The sequence below is a fragment of the Mycolicibacterium wolinskyi str. Jessa 2025 genome, from assembly GCF_049241375.1.
Taxonomy (GTDB): domain Bacteria; phylum Actinomycetota; class Actinomycetes; order Mycobacteriales; family Mycobacteriaceae; genus Mycobacterium; species Mycobacterium wolinskyi.
Genome location: NZ_CP185960.1, coordinates 4,212,192 through 4,233,582, shown reverse-complemented (window position 1 = coordinate 4,233,582; position 21,391 = coordinate 4,212,192). Strand labels below are relative to the sequence as shown.

Sequence of the window (21,391 nt, the reverse complement as noted above, 5' to 3'; positions counted from 1 at the left end):
GACATGTTGCCACTCAACAGCATCCGTGACTACCTTCCGTACAAGCGGGCTGCCCGCAGTCGGCTTGTCGAGCAGATACGCAGCGGTGGCACCGATCCGGTCGGCATATCAGCGCGCGTCACCGTCGCGGGGGCCACCGGAGTCAGGCGTATCGTCATTCGGCAGCATCAGGTCATAAGCGACAGCTCACCGGATTACGCGGGCTACGACCTCGGCCCAACATCCCCAGAACTTCAGCTGGGTGTACTGGGCAGCTGCATCGCGCACACCGTGCTCATTCATGCCGCTGAGCGGGGCGTACTGCTCGACTCCGTCGACGTGGATGTCAATGCCGAGTTGGATCCCCGTGGCGGAGTCGACGGCTTCGACGACGCGACAAAACAACCCACGAACCTGCGCTACGTCGTGCATGTGGAGTCGCCGGCCGCCGCAGCGGAGGTGCAAGCACTGATCGCTCACGTCGACGCGGTGTGTCCGGTGCTCAATTTGATACGAACACCGGCCCGCGTGGAGAGCCGGTTACGGCTGACCACGAGTGGAGCGTCGTCGTGACCCTACGGCTGGGATTCCTCACCCACGTCACATCCGGGCGTACTCCTGCCGAGTCGCTGCACATCGCGCTCGACTTGTTCCAGGCGGCGGACGAACTCGGCTATGACACCGGTTGGGTGGCCCAGCATCGATTCGGCGATCCCGATGGTTCCCTGCCCACACCGCTGACGTTCCTCGCCGCCGCCGCCGCGACGACCAGCCGGATCAACCTCGGCACGGCGGTCGTGGTGCTGCCCACCGACGATCCCATTGCGCTCGCCGAACAGGTGTACGTGGTGGATCAGATCTCCGGCGGACGCGTGGAGCTCGGAGTCGGAACTGGCGGACACGTGGAGACATTCGCTGCAGTCGGTGCTGATATCTCGCACAAGCAAACGGCTTTCACCGAGAAACTCAGCACGCTCACCTCAGTGCTCCGTGGTGACCCGATCAACGCCACTACCGCGCGCCTACACAGCTCCGCAGCGGCGATCACCGGCCGGATATGGGAGTCGACGACCAGCACCGCCGGTGCCCAGCGGACCGGGCGCAACGGCAACGGGTTGTTGTTGGCGCGCAGCGTGTACTTCTCCGACACCGCCACCGACGAGCATCAATTACCGGTCGTCACGCAGTATCGCGACGCGTTGACCGATGCCGCGCCTCGTATCGGAGTCTCGCGAACCGTGTACCCGGCAGCCGATAGGCGCACGTCGACAGCTGACCTCGCAGATGGTCTGAATCGATATGTGGCCCAGATGGTCCGAGAAGGACACTTCCCGGCCAACCGGAGCACTGAGGATTACTTTTGCCGATCGCTTGTGCATCACGGCCACCCCGACGAAGTTGTCGAGAGCCTGGTGGCCGACCTGATCGTGCCGCATGCCACGGAGCTGATCTGCCAGACCGCTCCGGGTACCGTCCATCCCGACAAGGTTCTGGCCGCACTGGAACTCACCGCGGTCGCGGTGGCACCGCAGTTGCAGCAGCGGCTCGTCGACAAACGGCCGGCGGTGACGCCGTGACCGCGCCCCGGCTCGGATTCTTGACCCATGCGTCATCGGGTAGCACGGACCACGAGATCATCGCCAACACCATCGAGGTGTGTGTGCAGGCCGAACGTCTCGGATATCACTCGGTGTGGTTGGCGCAGCATCATTTCGGTGCCGAACGGGGCGTCGTGCCCTCGCCGTTGGTGTTGCTCGCGGCGATTGCCGCGCGTACACAACGGATCCGACTGGGCACCGCGGTCATCACCCTGGCCTTGGAAGACCCCATCAGGGCGGCCGAAGATGCCGCGCTCGTCGATCTGATCAGCGGTGGGCGCGTCGAACTCGGCCTCGGTTCGGGTGCGCATCCGCCGACGTTCACCGCAATGTCGCGCGATTTCAGCAGGCGCGCTGACGATTCCAATGTCAATGCCGGTGTTCTGGTCTCCGTGCTGTCGGGTGATGAGCTTCCCGGAGGGGCCGTGCTCACGCCGCGGGCGCCGTCGCTGGCGCACCGCATCTGGCGCGCCACGACGACCAGGAAGGCGGCATGCGCTGCCGCGCAGCTGGGCCAGGGTATCTTGCTGGCCCGGTCCTGGCCGTTGGACAACCGGCCGGTCGGAGAATTCCAGCGTCCGATCGCAATCGAGTACCGGCACGTCAGCACCGTGAACGGCCACGTTCCCCGCCTGGGCGTCAGCAGAACCATCCTGCCCGATGCGGACGCGGCCGCCCGCGCCCGCGCGGCCGCCGACGTGCGTGACTGGGCACGAAATGAGAACCTGCCGCCCGAACTGAACGATTGCGACGACGACGAGGTGTTGGCGCGTCATGGTGTCATCCACGGTTCGCGCGAACACATCAGCCAGGCGCTGGCCGCCGATCCCACGGTAGGTTTGGCCACTGATCTGCTGGTGCAGTTCCAGCCCACCCATCTGACTGTCGAGGCTTCGATAGCCGCGTTGGCCACCATCGCCGACGCGGTTGCGGCATTGCAGGCATCGGTGACGTCGTGATCGACATTCAAAGCGTCAACAAGGTTTTCGCTCTCGGCTCTTCGACCGTCGACATCCTCGACGACGTCTCCCTACAGGTTCCCCGCAGCTCCATCACCGGCGTCATCGGGCCCAGCGGTGCAGGAAAGACCACCTTGTTGCGTTGTGTCAACCGGCTTGAGACTCCCGACAGCGGCGACATCGTCGTCGACGGCACGACCGTCACCGGTCCATTGAAGAACCGTGAGGTCATCGCGTTGCGTCGCAAGATCGGGATGGTGTTTCAGTCGTCCAGTCTGCTGGCACATCGCACCGCCGCAGGCAACATCGCCTATCCGCTTGAAGTGCACGGCGTGGACAGGGCCCGGCGCCGGCGGCGCATCGATGAACTGCTCGATCGGGTGGGATTGAGCCGCCATGCAGGTTCCTATCCAAGCGAACTGTCCGGTGGACAGCGTCAACGCGTCGGCATTGCCCGTGCTCTTGCCTTGAATCCTCCTGTCCTGCTCGCCGATGAGGCGACGTCGGGGTTGGACCCGACGACAACCGCTTCAATTCTTTCGTTGCTGCGAGAGTTGCGGGACGACCTCGATCTGACCATTCTCCTGATCACGCACGAGATGGACGTCGTCCGCCGTGCCTGTGATCGGGCGACTCTGCTGCGCGACGGGCGGGTCATCGATGGCGGCGTGGTTTCCGACCTTGCCGCGGACCCCGACTCCGAACTCGGGCGCCAGCTGTTCGCAGAGCCCATGACCAGGCTCGGCGACGACGATGAGGTCGAACTGTCGGTTCGACTGGGCCGGTCGTCGACCGGCGAGGAGTGGTTGGCCGAGTTGACGGTCGCGGTCGGGGTGCGCCCCAAGCTCATGGCCGCCTCGATCGAGGCGATTGGCGGTCGCACGGTGGGTGTCGCGCGGATCACCGTCCCGGCCGACGCGGAACGTGATTGCCGCAAGTGGCTGTGGGCCAACGGGATACATGTGCAGGAGATGTCGGCATGACCGAAGTGGTGGCTTTGGCGCTGGGCTCCACTCCCATTCAAGAACTACCAGAAGTGTTGTGGCCGGCGTTCGTCGACTCACTGGTCATGACTGGTGCATCCTTCGCGCTTTCGGTGATCATCGGCGTTCCGCTAGCGCTCCTCCTGGTGGTCACTGCGCCTGACGGGCTGCGCCCGTCCCGCGTGACCAACGCCGTACTCGGTTGGGTGATCAATGTCGGCCGGTCGCTACCGTTCATCATCCTGCTGATCGCCCTGATCCCGGTCACCCGACTGTTGGTCGGCACCGCCATCGGGGTGGCGGGTGCGCTCGTCCCGCTTACGGTGGGTGGCGCTGCGTACTTCGCGCGCTTGGCCGAGGCCGCGATCCGTGAAGTGCCGCGCGATGTTGTCGATGTGGCGCTTGCATCGGGGTCGACGCTGTTACAGACGACGCGAAAAGTGCTGCTGCCCGAGGCGCTTCCCGGGCTGCTGTCGGCGGCGACGGTACTGGCGGTCGGAACGCTGGCCTTCTCGGCGATGGCCGGCGCGGTGGGTGCTGGCGGCCTCGGGGACCTCGCGATCGCCTACGGTTATTTGCGATTCGACAACACCGTCATGTTCGCCACCGTCATTCTGCTGGTCCTGATAGTGCAGGCCATTCAAATCAGTGGCGACTTCGCCGTGCGCCTCGCTTCCGCTCACCGTTGACGTTTCTCCTCATACTGAAAGGCACAACACATGTTTCGTCAAACCACGAGATTCGCCGTAGCGGCCATCGCGATCACCCTCGCTGGCAGCCTCGGCGCATGCGGATCCGACGGCTCGGAGCCAGGCACCGCAGCACTGAGAGTCGCCGCGGCGCCGGATCCCAAGGGCGACATCACCAAAAAGGTCATCGAGCTTGCCAAGTCAGAAGGCATCGACCTGGAACTGGTCACCACCACGAACTCGGTCAACGATCACCAACTACTCGAAGATGGTGACGTCGACATAGACTTCAACAGCCATGTGCCGTGGTTCAACGACCAGGTGGCCACCAACCACTTCAAGCAGACATTCGTCGAGACTGTGTTCCTCACGCCCACGGGTTTGTACTCGGACAAGCACAAGTCGCTGGCCGACCTGCCCGATCACGCCAAGATCGCCATCAGTAAGGACGTACCCAATCAGGCTCGGTCGCTTGGGTTTCTGCAAAGTGCCGGCTTGGTCACGCTCTCGCCGGGCGGTGACTTGAGTACTGTCACGCTCGAGAACGTGGCCGCCAACCCGAAGGACCTTCAGTGGGTGCAGGTCGATCTGGAAGCGACACCTCGCACCTTGCCCGATGTCGACGCCGCGGTCATTCTGGGAACCGTGGCGACCGCATCGGGCCTAAAGCTCGAGGACGCCCTCGCCAAAGAACCCGCAAACAATCCGCTGTGGGCGATCGGTGTGGTGGCGCGTACCGAGGACATCGAGAAGCCGCAATACAAGCGAGTTTTTGAGCTCTACAACTCAGACGAGGTCAGGCAGTTCATCCTCGACACATACCCTGACGGTCAGGTGATCCCGGCGTTCGGCGCACCGGTGGGCGGTGCATAGCGAAGACCAGTTCGCTGTCCTCCCGACGTCACCTCGGTCCTGCCACCAGATTCGGCGGGATACCGCCGTCGGCATACGCGGTGAGTTGCCGCAGCGCGATCGCCCACGCCCGGTCCCAGGCCCCGCCGGTGCTCCCGCCAACGTGCGGAGTCAGCAGCAAGCCCGGTGCCGACCACAGCGGATGATCTTTCGGCAACGGCTCGGGATCGGTGACATCGAGTGCGGCACGCAGGCGCCCGGCTTTCAGTTCCGCCAGCAACGCCTCGGTGTCGACGGCGGCGCCCCGGCCCACGTTGACGACCACCGCACCATCGCGCAGCGCGGCGAGGAATTCGGCGTCGATGATGTGATAGGTGGATGCGTCGGCGGGCAGCATGGACACCACGACGTCGGCGCGCGGCAAAAGGCGCTCGACGGCGTCGTACGCGTGCACGCCGGGTCTGGCGCGGCGGCCGACCAGCGCCACGTCGGCGTCGAACGGTGCCAGTCGGGATGCGAGATTCACCGCCAAGTCGCCGGCACCCAGCACGACAACCCGTTTGCCGATCAAGGTCTCGGTGACCTTTGGCTGCCAAATGCTCTTGGTCTGTTGTTCTAAGAAGAACGGCAGGTCGCGGTAGATGGCCAGGAGCGCGGCGACCACCCATTCTGCCGACGACCCGCCGTGCGCCCCGCGCGCGTTGGACAGCATGACGCCGTCGGGCAGGTGCGGCAGCCACTGGTCATATCCGGCGTTGAGAGTCTGCACGAGCCGCAGGTCGGGCAACTCTACGAATCGGGCACCGACAGCGGCGGCCGATTCGTAGCCGACCACGACGACCGTGGCGTCCGCGTGCCCGGCCGGCCACGGTTGGCCGGGCTCGTAGCGGATCGCCTCGAGATCTGTCGCGGTCTCCAGCACCTTGACCCCGAGGTCGTCTGGAACAAGAACTTTCACGGTTCTTCCTGACGGAGCGGTCACCAGCGGCCTCGATGCACGACCTCGTCGAACGGACGACGATCGGGTTTTTCGATGGGCTTGAACGGCCGGTCGGCTGGATACCCGACGCCGAGCAGATAAGAGACGATGTGATCTTCGGGGACTCCGAGGATCACGCGCGCCTTGTCCTGGTCGCCCACCGAGGAGTGGCCGGTACCGATGCCGAGATCGGTCGCGGCGATGGTCATCGCGAGCGTGGCCTGCCCGAGGTCGTACTGGTCGATGAGTTTGGTGCGTTCGTCAGGTGGTTGTGGGACGACCAACGCGATCGCAGCGGGCGCCGACGCGATGTGGCCTGCGCCGCGCCACACCGTCGAGAGTTCCTGGAGTTGAGCGCGATCCGTGACGATGACGAAGTCCCAGTGCTGGCGATTGGATGCCGACGGTGCTCGCCATCCCGCCTCGACGATCCGGTCCAGATCATGGTCGGCTATCGGGTCCGGGAGGTAGGTTCGTACATTTCTCCTGGCGCGTATCGCATCCCACGTTTCCATTGCATCCTCCGTAGTGTGATTTATCGCGGATTCTTCTCGCCGGCCTCGACGGCGACGGTCAGTCGGTTCTCGGCGGGCGCCACCGGGCACGTCGCGTAGTCGGTGAACGCGCACGGCAGATTCGAAGCCCGGTTGAAGTCGAGTTCCACTGTCCCGTCGGCATCGGGCGGGGCGATCGACAGCGACCTGGCCGCGGGATAGGTCGTCACCCCGCTGGTGGCGTCGGTGAACAAAACCTGAAGGTCTCCCGATGGGCGACCGAACGCGACGACTCGGTGGACCGCACCTTCCAACTCGAAATCGATGAATCCGACGGCGTTGTGGTGATGCTCGAGCCCTTCTACCACGGCGCCGGTGGTGATCGTTTGCGACTGCGGATACGGCGTGAAGGTGCCGGTGACCTGCCAGCGCGGGCTCGGCGGGTAGGTCGGAATGCCCCGGTAGGACTGCAGATGTGGCGACTTCGGGTCGTGGACCCGCAGCGCGACCGATCCGGTGCGGCGGATCACCTCGATGCGGCGGTCGCCGGCCTCGACGAGAAGACCCGGGGCGCCCTCGGCCGGTTCGAGGCGGTCGGTGCCCTCGACCCCTTCGACGAATACCGCGTCGGCGTCGGCGCGCCAGCGACCGGGGAGATCTCCGATCTCCTCGAATTCATCGGTGAGCCAGTACAAACCGGTCAGGCTGACCCAACCGAGTGGATCGCCGTAATAGCGTTCGCGCTCGGCATGCCAGTCCTTCCAGGCGGTCTCGAATGTCGTTGCTGCTGTCATGGTTGGTACGCACCTTCCTTCACGTGGTGTTGTGCTGCCAGGGGCCGGCTGGGGATCTTCTCGCGGAGCACCGGCGCAACATCGGCCTGGAACAGTTCGAGGCTTTGCCTCTTCTGCGCCGCAGTCACCCCGTCGGTATCGGCGCTCAGATGGATCACCTCATGCCCCAGCTGTTCGTGGTAGCGCCCCACCTTGTCGATGACCTGCTGTGGGCTGCCGACGAGCGCCGAGCTCCGGTCGATGAAGTCCTCGATCGATTCGAACACCACCGGAAGCCCGGCCCGCCGCGCGAAGGCCAACCGGGTCTCGAACACGGGTCGGTACTCATCGGCGGCCCGCTGCGATGTCGGCGCGATGTGGAAGCCCGCGGTGCCCGCTCCGATGAGTGCGTCCTCGGGGTTGTGACCGTAAGACGCCCATTGCCGGCGGTAGTGACGTACGAGTTCGGCATAGGGCTCGATCGGGTAGGTGACGTTGGCCGAGAAGAGGGGATCACCGTGGCGTGCAGCGAGGTCGACCGAATCCCGGCTGGTGGCGCTGCCGTGCCAGATACGGATCTTGCGCTGCAGCGGCCTGGGAAGTGCCTTCGCGTCGGCAAGCGGAGGACGGAACCGGCCCGACCACGTCACGTGCTCGCTGTCCCACAGCGCGCGGAACAACTCGTAGCCCTCACGGTTGCGGTCCCACTGATCGGCGGTGGTCACCTGGAACAGTTCGGCTTGTGCTGCGCCGTTGCCTTTCCCGATGATCAGTTCGAGCCGCCCGCCGGACAAGTTGTCCAGCGTGGAGTAGTCCTCGAACGCGCGCACCGGGTCGAGCAGGCTCAACGTCGTCACCGCGGTGAACAACCCGATCGTCGAGGTTTTTGCCGCGATGTTGCTCAACACCACCGGCGGTGAGGACGAGATGAACGGATCCTCATGACGCTCACCGACCGCGAACCCGTCGAAACCCAGTTCTTCGGCGAGTACCGCGGCGTCGATGACTTCGCGCAGCCGATCCGCCGGGCTCTTTTTCTCACCGGTGACCGGGTCGGGGTGATGCGCGATCAGGGTGAGCAGCAGGAACTTCACGGATGACCTCCCGCTACGGGCAATCGCACAACCATGTGTGATTCAACGCCTGCGGCGGCGTCTTAGTCCCGCAGCGGCGAAGTGCCGAATGTGGACAGCTCGCGTCACTTGTTCGTCAATCCCCGCTGCCAGCCGGTGACTCGCCATTCGACGCCGGTCATCACGGCGTTGACAAGCACCCCGATCAAGCCGAGGGCGAGGATCCCGGCGTACATCTGCGGTGTCTGATACCGCAGCGCGGCGTTGTTGATATATATGCCGATGCCCTGCGCTCCGCCGACGAGTTCGGCGGCGACAAGGGCCGTGAAGGCATTGGCCGACGCCAGTCGGATGCCCGGGAAGATCGCCGGGACCGCGGCGGGCAGGATCACGTGAACGAAGGTGTACCACCGTCCCGCACCGAGCGCTCGGGCCGAGTTCAAGAGTTGCCGTTCCACGCCACCGACCGCGCCGACAGCGTTGACGAAGATCGGCCAGAAGCACGCCCAGACGACGATGGCGATCTTGGATTCCTCGCCGATTCCGAGGAATACGACGAACACCGGCAGCAACGCCAGAAGTGAGAGATTCCTGAAGAACAACAGGACCGGTTCGGCGAGCGTCTGAAAGAACTTGAACGAACCCACGACGATGCCGAGCCCGATGCCCGCAACCAGTGCGATCGTGAATCCGGTCAAGGCGCGTTGCACGCTGGGCAAGATCTCTGAGCTCAGCGTGCCGTCTACAAGTCCGTCGACGAAGGCCTTGACCGTGTCCTGCGGCGTCGCCAGGTACATGTCGCTGACATAGCCGGTCGCAACGACCAGCCACCAGACGAACAGGAACGCCGCCAGCCCGATTGCGCCGCCGATGAACCTGCCGTACTTGGTCAGCCACGGATTGGGCGTCTTGGCGTCGTCCTGGTCATCCTGGGTGCTCGCCTCGTCAAGAACCGCTGCCAATTCGCACCTCCTCTTCCAGGATCCGCGACACACGCGCCCGGATATGCGCGAAGTCCTCCGAATTGCGTACATCGCTGTCGCGCGGACGAGGTAGGTCGATGTCCACCAACGTTTTCACCTTGCCCGGGGCCTGCGTCATGACCGCGATCCGGTCGGATAGGAAGATGGCTTCGTCGATCGAGTGGGTGACGAACAGGATGGTCTTCTTCGTCTCGCCGCCCTCCCATATGCGTAGTAACTCGTCTTGTAGGAATTCGCGGGTCTGCGCATCCAACGCCGCGAACGGCTCGTCGAACACGAGGATTTCGGGCTCGTAGGCGAGCACACGCGCGATCGCGACGCGTTGGCGCATGCCGCCGGAGAGTTGATGGGGGAGCCGGTTCGCGGCGGCTTCCAGACCCACGGTTCGTAATACGGTGGCGGCCCGTTCGCGGCGTTCTACCTTCGGTACCCCGCGTATCCTCAGGCCGGCTTCGACGTTCTTTTGCGCTGTCAGCCAAGGGAATAACCCATACCCCTGAAACACGACACCGACGGTCTTGTTGACGCCATCGACCTTCTTGCCGTCGATGAGGACTGTGCCCCTGTTATAGGTATCCAGGCCGGCCAGGATGTTGAGGAACGTGGATTTGCCGCAGCCGCTCGGCCCGAGCAGTGAGACGAATTCACCGCCCTTGATCTTGAGGTCGAACCCGTCGAGCACAGTGGTGCGTTCCGCGGCCGGGCCCGAACGAAGTTTCGGGTAGCGCTTGGTGATTCGCTTGGCTTCGATCTTCCAGGTCGTGTCGACCGGCTGCGGGGCATTCGGTTCGGTACCCGGTTTGGTGAGAACGTGCTGGGTCATGTCAGGTGACTTTCCTAGAAGGGATCACTTCTGGTCTTCGAGCCCCGAGATGTCGACCAGGTGTGTCTTGAAGACCCCGTTGTTCTGCTCCTGGTCGAGGATTGTGGTGTTGTGGTCCTGCGTCTCCAGCAGGTCGGCGGACTTCGCATAGGGGTTGAACGCGTTGGTCGCGATGTCTTCGGGCTTCAGCTTTTCCGATCCCGGCAGTGGTTCGCCCACTTCTTCGACGAGATCCCACCACAACTGCAGGCTGGCCTTGTCGAGAAGCGCGTTGGGCGCGTAGTGCCAGTTGGTGGTTTGTTCGACGGGGTATCCGGTTGTCTTGCCTGCGATCTCGGCGGATTCCTTGGGATGGGCGTTGGCCCAGTTAGCCGTCTTAGCGATGATGCCGACGAGCTCACGAGCGGCCTCGGGGTGCTTCTGCAGCCACGCGTTGCTCGCGACATATGGGGCCTGGCCGCCCAGCGGCCCCCAGTCATCAAAGGAGGTGAAAGCCTGGGTGAACTTGTCGGGCTGGCTCAGCAGAACTCCGACCAACGGTGGGTGGAACACACCGAGGTCGACTTCACCGCGTTCGATCGCCGGGGCGATGAGTTCGTTCTTGAGTTGCAGGAATTTGACCTTGCCGAGGTCGACGCCGTTCTTCTTCAAGTAGCGCTTGATCACCAGGTCGGTGCAGCTGTTGAAGTCCGATAGGCCAATGGTCTTGCCCTCGATGGCTTTCAGATTACTTTTCGTGATGTCCGAGCCGGCTTTGGTGAAGTAGGCCATATGAGGCTCGTCGGGGAGATCGAGCATGCTCGATGCGATCGCGGTGAACTTGAAGCCCTTCACCTTGCCGTCGATGTCGTTGTTGAACATGCCGGTCGCGATATCGATGGCGTTCTGATCGAGCAATTGCACGGCGGGAACCGCGGTCGCGGGCCCGACGTATTCCGGGCGGACACCGGCGTTCTCGAAATACCCCAACTCGTCGGCTATTCGGACCAGCGACAGTTCGGTTGTCGATTTGGCGAATCGGAACTTCACCACGCCGTCGTCATTCTTACCGCTGCAGCCGGACAGCAGCACAGGGGGGACAAGGGCAGCTGCCCCCAGCGCGATCGCCGATTTGCTGAATAGGCGCTTGATTCCGGATATCACGCGCGCACCTCCGCTGTACTGTGACCGCTGATCGGGACTATGCGGCCAATGCAATTGCGACGCTAAACTTCCCGGCAATTGCCAGCTACGGATTTATTCAGCGTGAGCGCAGCTGTGCCGGCCGAACCGCCGGCGATGAGCCGGATATCAAGCGCTGCCAGGCGAACCGTTTCCGCGAAGGTCTCGGACAAGCTCGGCGAGGTCAGCGCGCTGGATGGCAGCCGGATCGTTGCACACCGCGCGCAAGTGCCCGTACACCTCGAGGGTGATCAGCCCGTGGATGCGGCCCCACACTCGCAAGGTGAGCGCGGCCAGCGCCGGCGAGGCGTCGGGTATCTCGGCGCGCACCTTCGCCACATAGTCGGGCGGGAACTGGGACCACCTCGCGGTCCTGGACAGGTCCGGGTGTGCGGGCGAAACCTCTTCTGCGACCAGACGGTTGAGCCCACCGCAGATGCGTCGAGCCGCTCGCACTCCTGGCCCGTCGAGTGGCGGTACGTAGCCGGGAACAGGGTCGCCGTAGATGAGTCGGAACTCGGCGGGATGGGTCGTTGCCCACTTACGCAGGGCAATACCCCAAGCAACGAGCCGCGAGCCGCCGCTCCGCTGACTGTCCCGGGCGCTCTCAAGCGTGTGCGCCAGGTCGGTGGTGATGTCATCGACCAGCGCGGTGATCAGGTCATCGCGGGTGGGGAAGTAGGTGTAGATGGCTCGGGCAGTCATGCCCATTTCGGCTGCGATCCCACGCAGTGAGATGCCACCGGCGCCGTATCGGGTCAGCTGTTGCAGGGCGATCGTCTTGATCTCCCCGGAGGTCTCGGCGCGGAGACGCTCGCGCCGTGTCACTGGTTTCGGTCGGCTGGTCGGCACCCGCTGATCCTAGCCGTGACATAAAGAAGCTGCGATGCAGAAGTACACGGCGTGTACTAGCGTGATGGGTGAAAGGAGTTCGTATGATCATCAGCGCCCAGCGTTTCAGCTTCAAACCCGGCGTCTGCGAGAACGACAAATCTCGGGCTTTGGCGGCGGTAGCCGCTCTGGCAGAGGCGGAGCCGGTCGAGTTCGCTTTCGTCGGAAGGGATCTTGGTGATCCTGCCGACGGTTTCACCCACGGTTTCAGCATCGGGCTCGCCGATCTCGATGCGCTGGAACGCTACTTCGACCATCCACTCCACGCGGCCGCGGACCGGGCTTTGCTGCCACTGTTGCAGAAGACGGTCGGCACCGGACTCTCCGACGACGATGATGCCGATCTGAGAGCGAAGATTGTCGAACTGCATCAGCGCAGGGTGCAACGTGATCCGGAGTACCTCGCGCTCCTGAGTGCGATCCCCGAGATCGCACTACTTCACCAAACGCGGTCGGTGAAGTAGTGGCCTCCGCCTATCTCATTCACATCGATCCGATCGGTGGATACGGCAACCCGGACGGTATGGCGCAGTACGCCCAACGTGTCCGGGAGATCGTTGAAGCGTTTGGTGGCACCTACCGCCTCAGGCACCGGGAAATCCGTGTCCTGGAGGGCCCTTGGGACCGAGACTATATGACGCTCATCGAGTTTCCTTCGATGAGCCGCTTGATGGAGTTCTACGAGTCCGAGGAGTATCGGCCGTGGCTGGAGCTTCGGAAGAACGCGGGCGAAGGGGATCTCATCGCCGCCGAAGGCTGATACCCGGTCATGAAACCGTGGGCGGCCGCCCAATCAGTAGTTGATCGCACCCAGCAAGCCACCGCCTGCGGCGACCGCGTCCCCGGTGATGCTCACGCTGCGCGGCGAAGCAAGGAAGGCAACGACGTCAGCCACCTCGGCCGCTTCGACCACCCGCCCGATCGCGTTGTTCGCGATGCGCTTCTCGTATTCACCGACCGCCAGGCCAGCCTTCTCCGCGGCCGCCAGATAGTCCAGTGACTTGCTCTCCGTGCGGGTCTGGCCCGGGTGTACGACGGTGACGTTGATCCCGTGCGGCCCAAGCTCGTCGGCAAGGTTCTTCGTCAGCGCAGCGACGCTGACGTTGCGAATGCTGCGTACGATCGAGTGCGTCTGTCGGTAGCCCAGGCCGCTGATGTTGATTATCCGGCCCCAGCCCTGATCGATCAGATGTGGGGCCACTGCCCGCGCGGTCCGCAGGTATCCGACGACTTTCACGTTGACGTCGCCCCAGAAAGCCTCGTCGGTCGTACCTGCCAGGTCGGGGAATGCCGAGCCGATTGCCTGGTTGGACGCATTGTTGACCAAAATGTCCACGCCGCCGAGTTCGGCGACGGCATGGGCCACCAGCGCCTTGACCGATTCGTCGTCGCCGGTGTCGGCGACAACCGGAATGGCCCGCCTGCCACTGCGTTCGGCGACTTCGGCGGCGGCCTTCTCCAGGGGGTCCCGGGTGCGTGCGGCGAGTACGACGTCGACTCCCTCGGCCGCCAGTGCATGGGCGATGGCAAGCCCGATTCCCTTGCTGCCACCGGTGATGATCGCCCGCTTGCCGGTCAGCTGTAAATCCATCATCTCTCCTTGTTGTGCGTTGGTTGGGTTTTCACCGGGGAGTCAGAGGTGTCGGCCGCGATACTCAGAAGAATGCTCCGTTCGGGAGCGCTGCACCGGTCAGCTCGTGGGCGCCGATGGCCCTGGCCTTATAGGTCTTCGGATTGTGCGCGGCGAGCGTACGGATGTTTCGCCAGTGCCGGTCCAGGTGCGAACTCCGTCGCGCGGCCGTCCCGCCGCCGACGTCGAACAGGTCACCCGCGGCACGCAGGGCCACTTCGTCGACGACCACTTTCGCCTTGGCGGCACGCAGCGCAGCGCGCAACGACAGATCGGGCTCGGCGGCCGTGCCGTGTGCGCCATAGGCCTCCGAGAGCGCATCGGCGGCCGACGTCACCAGGGCTTCGGCCGCGAAGGCCTGGCTGGACAACAGGCCGACGGTCTGCTGCAGGATTGGATCATCGACGGGATTGTCAGATGCGGCGTGATAAAACGTCCGCTGCTTGTTACGGACGAGAGTTGCGGCGTCGCGTGTCACCCGACGCAGGATCCCGGCGATCACAGCGGTGAGATACAGCTGGGGAAACGTCGCCGAGTACGGAAGCTCGCCGTACAGGGTGCCGCGGCTGAGGAAGTCCTTGTGGTCGACGGAAACGTTGTCGTAGTTGGTCGTACCGCTTCCGGTGAACCGCTGACCGATTCCGTCCCAATCGCGTTCGAGGGACACACCTTCGCGATCGGAGGGAACGACCACTCGAACCGGATTGCCGTCGGGGCCAGTCGCGCTGACGACAAGGTAATCGGCGTACAGGTTGCCGGTGCTGTAGAACTTCGTGCCGGTCAGACGCAGACCGTCGGGGCCGTCGAGGATTGTGGTCTCGAACTCCCGGTTGCGCCGGCCGGCCTGCTTGCCGCTGAGCTCGGTCGTCGATGTCCCGAACAGCTTGCCGGCTCGTATTTCGTCCAGCCACCTGCTGTCCGAACCGCCGTTCTGGCGCAGTAGGCCCTCGGTGAAATTGAAATGATTGCGCACACTGTGGGCGACATTGGGGTCGGCCTCCCCGAGCGCGATGACCGTTTGAAACAGCTGGGTCAGCGTCGCGCCTCCACCACCCGCCGCTGCCGGAAGCCGCAGCGCGCCGAGTCGCGCCGCGCGGATGGCTTCGAACTCCTCGAACGGATGCCGATCCGCCTCGTCACGTTCGACGACACCGGCATCGAGGTAAGTCAGCAGCGCTTCCAGCCCGGCTGAACCGACGGTCACGGGTTCGTCGAAAACCGGTGACTGGGTGGGTTTCTCACTGACAGCGGGTGCGGTGATGGTCATCTATGGTCTCTCTCGTCGTCGAATGGGCATCAGGGTTCGAATGGCACCTGGGCCGAGATGAATTTTCCGTGGTACGTGGTCGTCAGGTACTGCGCCACCTCCTTGCTCTCCAACGCGTGTGCCAGCGCCGACACGCGGGGGTCACCCGCCAGCCGTGACGGGGCAACGAGGACACGGGCATACGGGTTGCCGGGCCCCGGCTCGATGGCCAGTGCGTCCCTGGCCGGTACCAGACCGATGGACGTGGCAGTGGTCGGGTCGAGCACGACGGCGTCGTAGTTGTCGTATATGTCCTTTGCGAACTCGGTGAAGTCGAGTCCCCGGATGGCCAGGTGCCGTTGTGATTCGAGAATATTGGCCTCCGACACCGACAGGTCTGCGATCGTCAGCCCGCCGAATCCACGATCGAGCTTCACGAGATCCACCGTTTGCAACAGATACAGACTCCGCGCGAAGCCGGCCTTTGTCTGAGGCACCGCGACTTCTGAACCGTGCGGCAGGCTCGTTCCGGTGATCTGGTCGGCGACCAGATTCGAATTCACCCAGTCCTCGGTGGGTTCGAGGTCCTTGAACTTCGAAGAATAGAGAGCATATGGTGCGACGTCGACCCTGGAGACGATGCTGAGCGTGTTGTGGCCGTTGCTCTCCTGGTTGCCGAGAAAGGCCGGTTGGGTCTGGTAAAAGGCAAGATCGGCCTTGCCGTCGACGACCTGGCCGTTGGCGTCAGCCGGAGCGTCCAGCAATTCGAGTTTGACATCGCCCGCCAGCTTGACATTCGTGATGAACTCCAACACGTCGCGGTAGCCCTCGCCGCCTACCTGAACCCGTAACACATCACCTGAGGTGCTCTCGGAGTACGTGACCGGTGTACCGTCTGCGCATCCAGCGATCGCCGCGGCTACCGACACCGTGGCGACGAGTGCCGCAACCTTGCGAAAAGTCCCCTGTAGCAATGTCATTGACTCTCCATCGGGCCGGGTCTAGAACACCTGGTAGAAGAATGACGCCAACTTCGGCCCGCTTCCGTCGTCGAAGCGGATTGTCATCTTCCACCGTCCTGGGGCAGGCACGATAAGGCCCGAGCTCCGCCACACCACCGTGCCGTCCGCACTGCGCCCCTCCCTGAGTTCCACTGGTAATCGCGCGACATTGGCTTGAGTCGAGGACAATTCGGCGCTGACCTCCGCATCTGGCACTGCGGCGGGTTTGGTGATCGCCACCACCTGACTGCCGCGACGGATGGTGTCGATATCAACCTCCAGCACAGCCGATTCGCCGAAGTCGAGCCTCGTGGCCACGTTCCTGGTGTAGCTGTCGCGGGCCGGCGTCAATGATGAGAGCAAGGACGTCGCACCGATGATCGAGACGGCAAGTGCGGTTTCGATCAACACGACGGGCGTGCGGCCGGCAGGCCGTGTGCGCAATGAGCGATACGCGATATAGCCGACGGCGATAGTGACTGCCACCAGACCGACTTTCACCAGAAGTGCGATGCCGTAAGACGTGGTGAACAACGCAGCGACCGGCCGCACCTGCAGGGTCGTCAGGACGGCGCCCGCGATGAGCGCCACGACGACATGGCCGGCGGCCACCCGATGCCACTGCCTCAGTTGCCGAACAGTACTCTGCCCCACAAAGATCAGCGTCAGGCCGCCGAGCCAGACGGCAATCGCGTACACGTGTACTACGGTGGCCATGAACGGCAACGGCCACAGGTTGGTCGAGCCGCCGTGGCCGCCGAGGGTGACCGCGATGAGAGCCGTTGCGGCCTGCAGGTATCCGAGAGTCAGGGCCAGATGGCCGCGGCTGGGTGGGCGAACGAACGTGGTCACCGCAAGGACGGCCGCAAGTACCAGGGCAATCCCGAACGGTGTGCGTGCGATCGTCGAGAACGCGGACCAGGAGATGTCGGTGAGCGCCCCGGCCTGCTCGGTGGCCAGCACGGCGAACCGGCCGATCAGTCCGACTGTCAGCAGGCCGGCGCTGACTCGGTACACGACCCGGAATCGCGGTGTCCTCAATGTGTCCGGCCATGCCCAAGAGGCGGCCAACAACAGGCCTGCCGAACCCGTGGTGCCCAGATACACCAGTATTTTGATCGGAAGCAGTACCGATCGACTTATCGCCGATGTCGGACCGGCCTGCGACCAGTCACCCTGTTCGGTCACCGAGCCGACCGTGAACCGGATCGACAGGGATACGACGTGAGTGTCGGGGGACACCACCCGTGCGGTGGCCAGGTATGCGCCGTCGGGCAGTGTCTCGGGCAACTGCACCACGATGCGTTGGTGTCCGGCTTCCAGGTGCGGCGACGCCAGCGGGTACCGCGTGCCGTCGACGTCGATGACTTGCACGGAGCCTTCGACGAGGGTGACGGGTTCATTGAGGTCGAAGGACAGCACGAGCGGGGACGAATCCAGTTGTGCTCCATCACTTGGTGCGCTCCTCACCACGCTGGCGTGTGCGGAAGCAGGGCCCGCCGTCCACAACAGACCCACGGCCACCGCGACCATCACCAGTCCCCACACGACGGTGCGATAGGTGCAACGATGCTGATATCCGGTTCCCATACGCCCGTCACGTGCCCGCGGCACACTCCTAGGACCTGGTGCGGCGCGCCGTGACCACCAACGCGGCGGCGGTGGCGAGCGCGATCAGGAGGCTCGCCACCGACGTGGCATGCCAAGCCCACGATTCCTGGCCGGATGACTGTGCGGCCACCAGGGTGGTGTCTGCCGACGCGTCGTGATGGCCGGGACCGGCCTCGGCAGAAGTCGCGCTCGTCGCCGATTCCGGTGGGGCACCGTGCCCGTCGCCCGCATGGCTGTGGCCGGCTTCCGCGGGCGCCAGAGCCACCACAGGAGCAGGTTTCTCCGGTTCGCTGTCATTGTCGACGGCGATCTCGTTCCACGACACCACCGAGCCGTCGCTGTAGGTCTGATCTGACAGCAGCGCAACGGAATCCACATTCTCCGGCCATGGTCCTGCCGAGAAGGCGAACTCACCGAACTCCGACGGCCGCAGGCCGCCTGCCTTGTCGATCGCTTGCCAGGTAATCCTCGATACCCGCTGTCCGTCGCCCGACGGCGTGGTCTCCACGGCGGCCCTCCATCCGGGAATCGGCAAGGTACGGGCCGAGGTGAGGTGGACGTTGTCCGGCAGGGTCACTGTCAGACCGGTGGTGGACGCCTGTGCCGACTCGCTCGGCACGATCAGCCGCACGATGCCGTAACCACCCTGTGGTGGCTGTTGTCCTTCGTCCACCCGGACATGTGCTGCCGCCGGAGCGGCGGACAGGACGGCGCCCACGCCGACAAGTGCGCAAACGACAAGTAGGCGAAGCGTTTTCGGTGTCTTCGGCATGGTGTTCCGATCTGGTTATTTGTTGGTGAGGCCGAGTTGCCAGGCGGTTACTCGCTTTTCGACGCCGGCGAGGATGAGGTTCAGCGTGACCCCGATGAGGCCCAGCACCACGATCCCCGAGTACATCGCCGGGATCTGGTACCCCTCTTGACTCGATCGGATGTAGATGCCGATGCCCTCGGTGGCACCGAGGTACTCGGCGGCGACCAACGCGGTGAATGCGTAAGACGCGGCGAGCCTGATGCCGGGGAAGATATTGGGGACCGATGCCGGCAACACCACTCGGGTGAAGATGTAGGCACGCCCCGCGCCGAGCGTGCGTGCGGCATTGAGCAGGATATTCTCGACGCCCTTCACTGCGTTGACGGTGCTGATGAATACCGGCCAGAAGGCCGCCCATGTGACGATCGCGACTTTCGACTGTTCACCGATGCCGAAGAACAACAGGAATACCGGGAACAAGGCGAGGATGGACAGACTCCGAAAGAACAGGAGAACAGGGTCGAATGCCTTCTCCAGGAACCGTACCGAGCCGACCAGGATGCCCGACACAACGCCGAGGCCCACCCCGATGAGGAAACCCGACAGGCCGCGGCGCAGGCTTGGCCACACCTGCTTGCGGAGATCGCCGTCGGCAGACAGGCCTTCGACGAGCTGCTCGAAAACCTTCTGCGGCGGCGTGAGGAACTTCGGATCCAGCAGTCCGGCAACAGTTGCCAACCACCAGGTGAACAGGAACAGTGCGACACCGACAGTCCCGTAGAGGTACTTGTCGTACTTGGCCAACCATGCCCTCCACAGCGGGGGAGGCGGCGCGCCGGAGGCGGACGCGGTACGGGGCGGCCGTGACTCTGCGTCCGGTGGCGCAGCAGTTTCAGTTGTTACCAACTTCAACCTCTTCCTTGAGGATTTGGGCGACCTGCCCGCGGATCCGGCCGAATTCCGCGCTTGCGCGCGAGTCGTCATCACGCGGTCTCGGCAGGTTCACGTCAATGAGGTCCTTCACCGCGCCCGGACGTTTGGTCATCACCGCGATGCGGTCCGAGAGGAAGATCGCTTCGTCGATCGAGTGGGTGACGAAGAGAATTGTCTTCTTGCGCGCACCCGATTCCCAGATCCGCAACAGTTCGTTCTGCAGGAACTCGCGGGTCTGGGCGTCCAATGCGGCAAACGGTTCGTCCAGGACGAGGACTTCGGGGTCATACGCCAGCGATCGCGCGATGGCAACCCGCTGGCGCATACCGCCGGACAGACGGTGTGGAAGGTGATGGGCGAAGTTCTCCAACCCAACGGTTTTCAGGATGCGGTCGGACGTCTTCTTGCGCTCGGCGGCGGGAATCGAGCGCACCTTCAACCCCACCTCGACGTTCTTCTGGACTGACAGCCACGGGAACAGGGCGTAGCTCTGGAAGACTACGCCGACGTTCTTGCTGACCCCTCGGACCGGGGATCCGTCCAGCTGCAGCTCGCCGCCGTCGTAGCTCTCCAGGCCGGCGAGAATGTTGAGGAATGTCGACTTCCCGCAGCCGCTCGGACCGAGCAGCGAAAGGAACTCGCCTTCGCGGATATCGAGGTCGAAGTCCCGGAGGACCTCGGTCGCGGTGGTTCTGGTGTCCCCGGAACCCTTGCCGATGTGCGCGAATTCCTTGTGAAGCCCGCTGGCCTGAATCTTGACTGCGGGCTCGCGAACCTCATCACCGAGAAGATCGGGCTGTGCCATATCTACCTCTACTCGATCAGATTTCGGTGTCCGTGAGGACCTCGGTGTTGTCGGCCTGCGACTCGATCAGGGCCGGCGACTTCGCGTACGGGTTGTACTCGTTGGTCGCCACGTCCTCGGGCGTCAGCTTCGCCTCTTCGGGCGTCAGCGTGCCGACGCGCTCGGCAAGGCCCCACCAGAATCCCGTCTGTTGTTTGTCGAGGATGAGGTTGTTGGCGTAGTAGTGCTTGGTGACCTGTTCTTTCGGTAATCCGGTCAGCTGAGCGACTTTGTCGCGGTACTCGTCGGGATGGGCGTTGGCCCAGTTGGCCACCTTTGCGAGGATGCCGACGAACTCCTTGGTCTGTTCTGGGTATTTCCGAATGAACTTGCCACTGGCGCTGATCGGTGCGAGTCCGCCGTCCTCGCCGGAGTTGTTGAAGTCGGAGAAGGCGACTTTGAGCGCCGAATCGGTGCGTAGCGCACCGTTGAGTGGCGGATGTATCACCGCCAGATCCACCTCGCCCTGCTCGAGGGACTGCGGCATCTGGCTCTCGGACTGCGTCAGGAATTTCACCTTGGTGATATCGACGTCGTTCTTGACGAGGTAGTCCTTGAGAATGAACTCAGCGCAGCCTTTGAGGGAATTCAGCGATACGGTCTTTCCCTCGAGTTCCTTCAGATTGTCCGGTCCGATCGCGGAATCCGCGCGGGTGAAGTACTCCATGTGCGGCTCGTCTTTGGTCGTGTAGGTGCGCGACGCGATGACCTTCAGATCCACCCCAGCTGCCGCAGCCGACAGCGATCGGTTGAACATGTAGGACGCGAATGTGATGTCCCCGGTGCCGAGCAGTGCAGGTATCTGCCCCGAGTCGATCGCGCCGACATATTCTGGACGGATACTGGCCTTGTCCCACAGTCCGAATTCGTCGGCCAGCTTCACCAGTGACGGCGCCTTCGGATCCTCGGACCACTTGAAGTAGACGGGGTTGTTCGGGTCGGCCGGCACGACCTGTTCGGCTTGCGCCGACTCAGCGGAGTCACTCGACGAGCACGCCACAAACGTGGTCGCCGCCAGCGTCGCAGCGATGAGCGTGATGGCGCCGCGGCGGAATCGGCCGTACAAAGCGGCCTGTGCCTTGAGCATGGGTACCTTCCCTGAGCTGATGGGTTGTGTAGGATTCATGGTCGAGCG

24 protein-coding genes are annotated in these 21,391 nt (G+C 63.8%); 8 read left to right on the top strand and 16 right to left on the bottom strand.

Annotated features, from left to right (window positions below):
- Positions 1 to 3 precede the first annotated feature (3 nt).
- Genes ACOI2T_RS20780 through ACOI2T_RS20755 form a run of 6 tightly spaced genes read left to right on the top strand, consistent with a single transcriptional unit; the run spans position 4 to position 5,081 of the window.
- Complete coding sequence (locus tag ACOI2T_RS20780) at positions 4 to 552, top strand: OsmC family protein (protein WP_409505598.1); 549 nt, start codon at positions 4 to 6, stop codon at positions 550 to 552.
- Positions 549 to 1,556, top strand: a complete 1,008-nt coding sequence (locus ACOI2T_RS20775; RefSeq protein WP_409505599.1) for an LLM class flavin-dependent oxidoreductase — start codon at positions 549 to 551, stop codon at positions 1,554 to 1,556. Before ACOI2T_RS20780 ends, ACOI2T_RS20775 begins: the two co-directional genes overlap by 4 nt.
- On the top strand, positions 1,553 to 2,536 hold the full coding sequence (locus tag ACOI2T_RS20770) for an LLM class flavin-dependent oxidoreductase (RefSeq protein WP_409505600.1): 984 nt from the start codon (positions 1,553 to 1,555) through the stop codon (positions 2,534 to 2,536). The genes ACOI2T_RS20775 and ACOI2T_RS20770 overlap by 4 nt, the downstream gene beginning before the upstream one ends.
- Positions 2,533 to 3,519 (top strand): methionine ABC transporter ATP-binding protein, encoded by a 987-nt coding sequence (locus ACOI2T_RS20765; RefSeq protein WP_409505601.1) that lies wholly within the window; start codon positions 2,533 to 2,535, stop codon positions 3,517 to 3,519. The genes ACOI2T_RS20770 and ACOI2T_RS20765 overlap by 4 nt, the downstream gene beginning before the upstream one ends.
- Positions 3,516 to 4,208 carry a methionine ABC transporter permease gene (locus ACOI2T_RS20760; RefSeq protein WP_409505602.1) on the top strand — a complete coding sequence of 231 codons (693 nt, stop codon included), beginning with the start codon at positions 3,516 to 3,518 and terminating at the stop codon, positions 4,206 to 4,208. The genes ACOI2T_RS20765 and ACOI2T_RS20760 overlap by 4 nt, the downstream gene beginning before the upstream one ends.
- Before the next feature lie 30 nt (positions 4,209 to 4,238).
- Positions 4,239 to 5,081, top strand: a complete 843-nt coding sequence (locus tag ACOI2T_RS20755) for a MetQ/NlpA family ABC transporter substrate-binding protein (protein ID WP_409505603.1) — start codon at positions 4,239 to 4,241, stop codon at positions 5,079 to 5,081.
- A gap of 28 nt (positions 5,082 to 5,109) precedes the next feature.
- On the opposite strand, the gene ACOI2T_RS20750 is transcribed toward ACOI2T_RS20755, so the two are convergent.
- The 8 genes from ACOI2T_RS20750 to ACOI2T_RS20715 form a co-directional block, all read right to left on the bottom strand.
- Positions 5,110 to 6,018: a 2-hydroxyacid dehydrogenase gene (locus tag ACOI2T_RS20750; RefSeq protein ID WP_409505604.1), complete on the bottom strand. Its 909-nt coding sequence runs from the start codon at positions 6,016 to 6,018 to the stop codon at positions 5,110 to 5,112.
- Positions 6,019 to 6,038: 20 nt separating this feature from the next.
- On the bottom strand, positions 6,039 to 6,554 hold the full coding sequence (locus tag ACOI2T_RS20745) for a nitroreductase family protein (RefSeq protein WP_409505605.1): 516 nt from the start codon (positions 6,552 to 6,554) through the stop codon (positions 6,039 to 6,041).
- Positions 6,555 to 6,574: 20 nt separating this feature from the next.
- A complete protein-coding gene (locus tag ACOI2T_RS20740) occupies positions 6,575 to 7,327 on the bottom strand; it encodes a DUF1684 domain-containing protein (protein WP_409505606.1) in 753 nt (250 codons plus the stop codon).
- On the bottom strand, positions 7,324 to 8,400 hold the full coding sequence (locus ACOI2T_RS20735) for an LLM class flavin-dependent oxidoreductase (RefSeq protein WP_409505607.1): 1,077 nt from the start codon (positions 8,398 to 8,400) through the stop codon (positions 7,324 to 7,326). Before ACOI2T_RS20735 ends, ACOI2T_RS20740 begins: the two co-directional genes overlap by 4 nt.
- A 104-nt stretch (positions 8,401 to 8,504) precedes the next feature.
- Positions 8,505 to 9,341: an ABC transporter permease gene (locus ACOI2T_RS20730; RefSeq protein ID WP_409505608.1), complete on the bottom strand. Its 837-nt coding sequence runs from the start codon at positions 9,339 to 9,341 to the stop codon at positions 8,505 to 8,507.
- Positions 9,325 to 10,185, bottom strand: coding sequence for an ABC transporter ATP-binding protein (locus tag ACOI2T_RS20725; protein ID WP_409505609.1), 861 nt, complete (start codon positions 10,183 to 10,185; stop codon positions 9,325 to 9,327). Before ACOI2T_RS20725 ends, ACOI2T_RS20730 begins: the two co-directional genes overlap by 17 nt.
- Positions 10,186 to 10,209: 24 nt before the next feature.
- Positions 10,210 to 11,328, bottom strand: coding sequence for an ABC transporter substrate-binding protein (locus ACOI2T_RS20720; RefSeq protein WP_409505610.1), 1,119 nt, complete (start codon positions 11,326 to 11,328; stop codon positions 10,210 to 10,212).
- Between the two features lie 147 nt (positions 11,329 to 11,475).
- Positions 11,476 to 12,198 carry a TetR/AcrR family transcriptional regulator gene (locus ACOI2T_RS20715; protein ID WP_409505611.1) on the bottom strand — a complete coding sequence of 241 codons (723 nt, stop codon included), beginning with the start codon at positions 12,196 to 12,198 and terminating at the stop codon, positions 11,476 to 11,478.
- 83 nt (positions 12,199 to 12,281) lie between these two features.
- Between ACOI2T_RS20715 and ACOI2T_RS20710 the strand changes: the two genes are divergently transcribed.
- Positions 12,282 to 12,701, top strand: coding sequence for a Dabb family protein (locus ACOI2T_RS20710; RefSeq protein WP_409505612.1), 420 nt, complete (start codon positions 12,282 to 12,284; stop codon positions 12,699 to 12,701).
- Positions 12,701 to 12,997, top strand: coding sequence for a DUF1330 domain-containing protein (locus ACOI2T_RS20705; RefSeq protein WP_085142063.1), 297 nt, complete (start codon positions 12,701 to 12,703; stop codon positions 12,995 to 12,997). The genes ACOI2T_RS20710 and ACOI2T_RS20705 overlap by 1 nt, the downstream gene beginning before the upstream one ends.
- A gap of 33 nt (positions 12,998 to 13,030) precedes the next feature.
- On the opposite strand, the gene ACOI2T_RS20700 is transcribed toward ACOI2T_RS20705, so the two are convergent.
- The 8 genes from ACOI2T_RS20700 to ACOI2T_RS20665 form a co-directional block, all read right to left on the bottom strand.
- Positions 13,031 to 13,828 carry an SDR family NAD(P)-dependent oxidoreductase gene (locus ACOI2T_RS20700; protein ID WP_409505613.1) on the bottom strand — a complete coding sequence of 266 codons (798 nt, stop codon included), beginning with the start codon at positions 13,826 to 13,828 and terminating at the stop codon, positions 13,031 to 13,033.
- A gap of 64 nt (positions 13,829 to 13,892) precedes the next feature.
- Complete coding sequence (locus ACOI2T_RS20695; RefSeq protein ID WP_409505614.1) at positions 13,893 to 15,134, bottom strand: acyl-CoA dehydrogenase family protein; 1,242 nt, start codon at positions 15,132 to 15,134, stop codon at positions 13,893 to 13,895.
- Between the two features lie 29 nt (positions 15,135 to 15,163).
- Positions 15,164 to 16,093: a MetQ/NlpA family ABC transporter substrate-binding protein gene (locus ACOI2T_RS20690; RefSeq protein ID WP_409505615.1), complete on the bottom strand. Its 930-nt coding sequence runs from the start codon at positions 16,091 to 16,093 to the stop codon at positions 15,164 to 15,166.
- Positions 16,094 to 16,114: 21 nt separating this feature from the next.
- Positions 16,115 to 17,704, bottom strand: a complete 1,590-nt coding sequence (locus ACOI2T_RS20685) for a copper resistance CopC/CopD family protein (RefSeq protein WP_409505616.1) — start codon at positions 17,702 to 17,704, stop codon at positions 16,115 to 16,117.
- 28 nt (positions 17,705 to 17,732) lie between these two features.
- Entirely contained in the window at positions 17,733 to 18,443 is a 711-nt protein-coding gene (locus ACOI2T_RS20680; RefSeq protein ID WP_409505617.1) for a YcnI family copper-binding membrane protein, read from the bottom strand.
- 69 nt (positions 18,444 to 18,512) lie between these two features.
- Positions 18,513 to 19,283: an ABC transporter permease gene (locus ACOI2T_RS20675; RefSeq protein WP_409505618.1), complete on the bottom strand. Its 771-nt coding sequence runs from the start codon at positions 19,281 to 19,283 to the stop codon at positions 18,513 to 18,515.
- Between the two features lie 88 nt (positions 19,284 to 19,371).
- Entirely contained in the window at positions 19,372 to 20,217 is an 846-nt protein-coding gene (locus tag ACOI2T_RS20670) for an ABC transporter ATP-binding protein (protein WP_409505619.1), read from the bottom strand.
- A gap of 16 nt (positions 20,218 to 20,233) precedes the next feature.
- Positions 20,234 to 21,343 (bottom strand): ABC transporter substrate-binding protein, encoded by a 1,110-nt coding sequence (locus ACOI2T_RS20665; protein WP_409505620.1) that lies wholly within the window; start codon positions 21,341 to 21,343, stop codon positions 20,234 to 20,236.
- Positions 21,344 to 21,391: the final 48 nt, after the last annotated feature.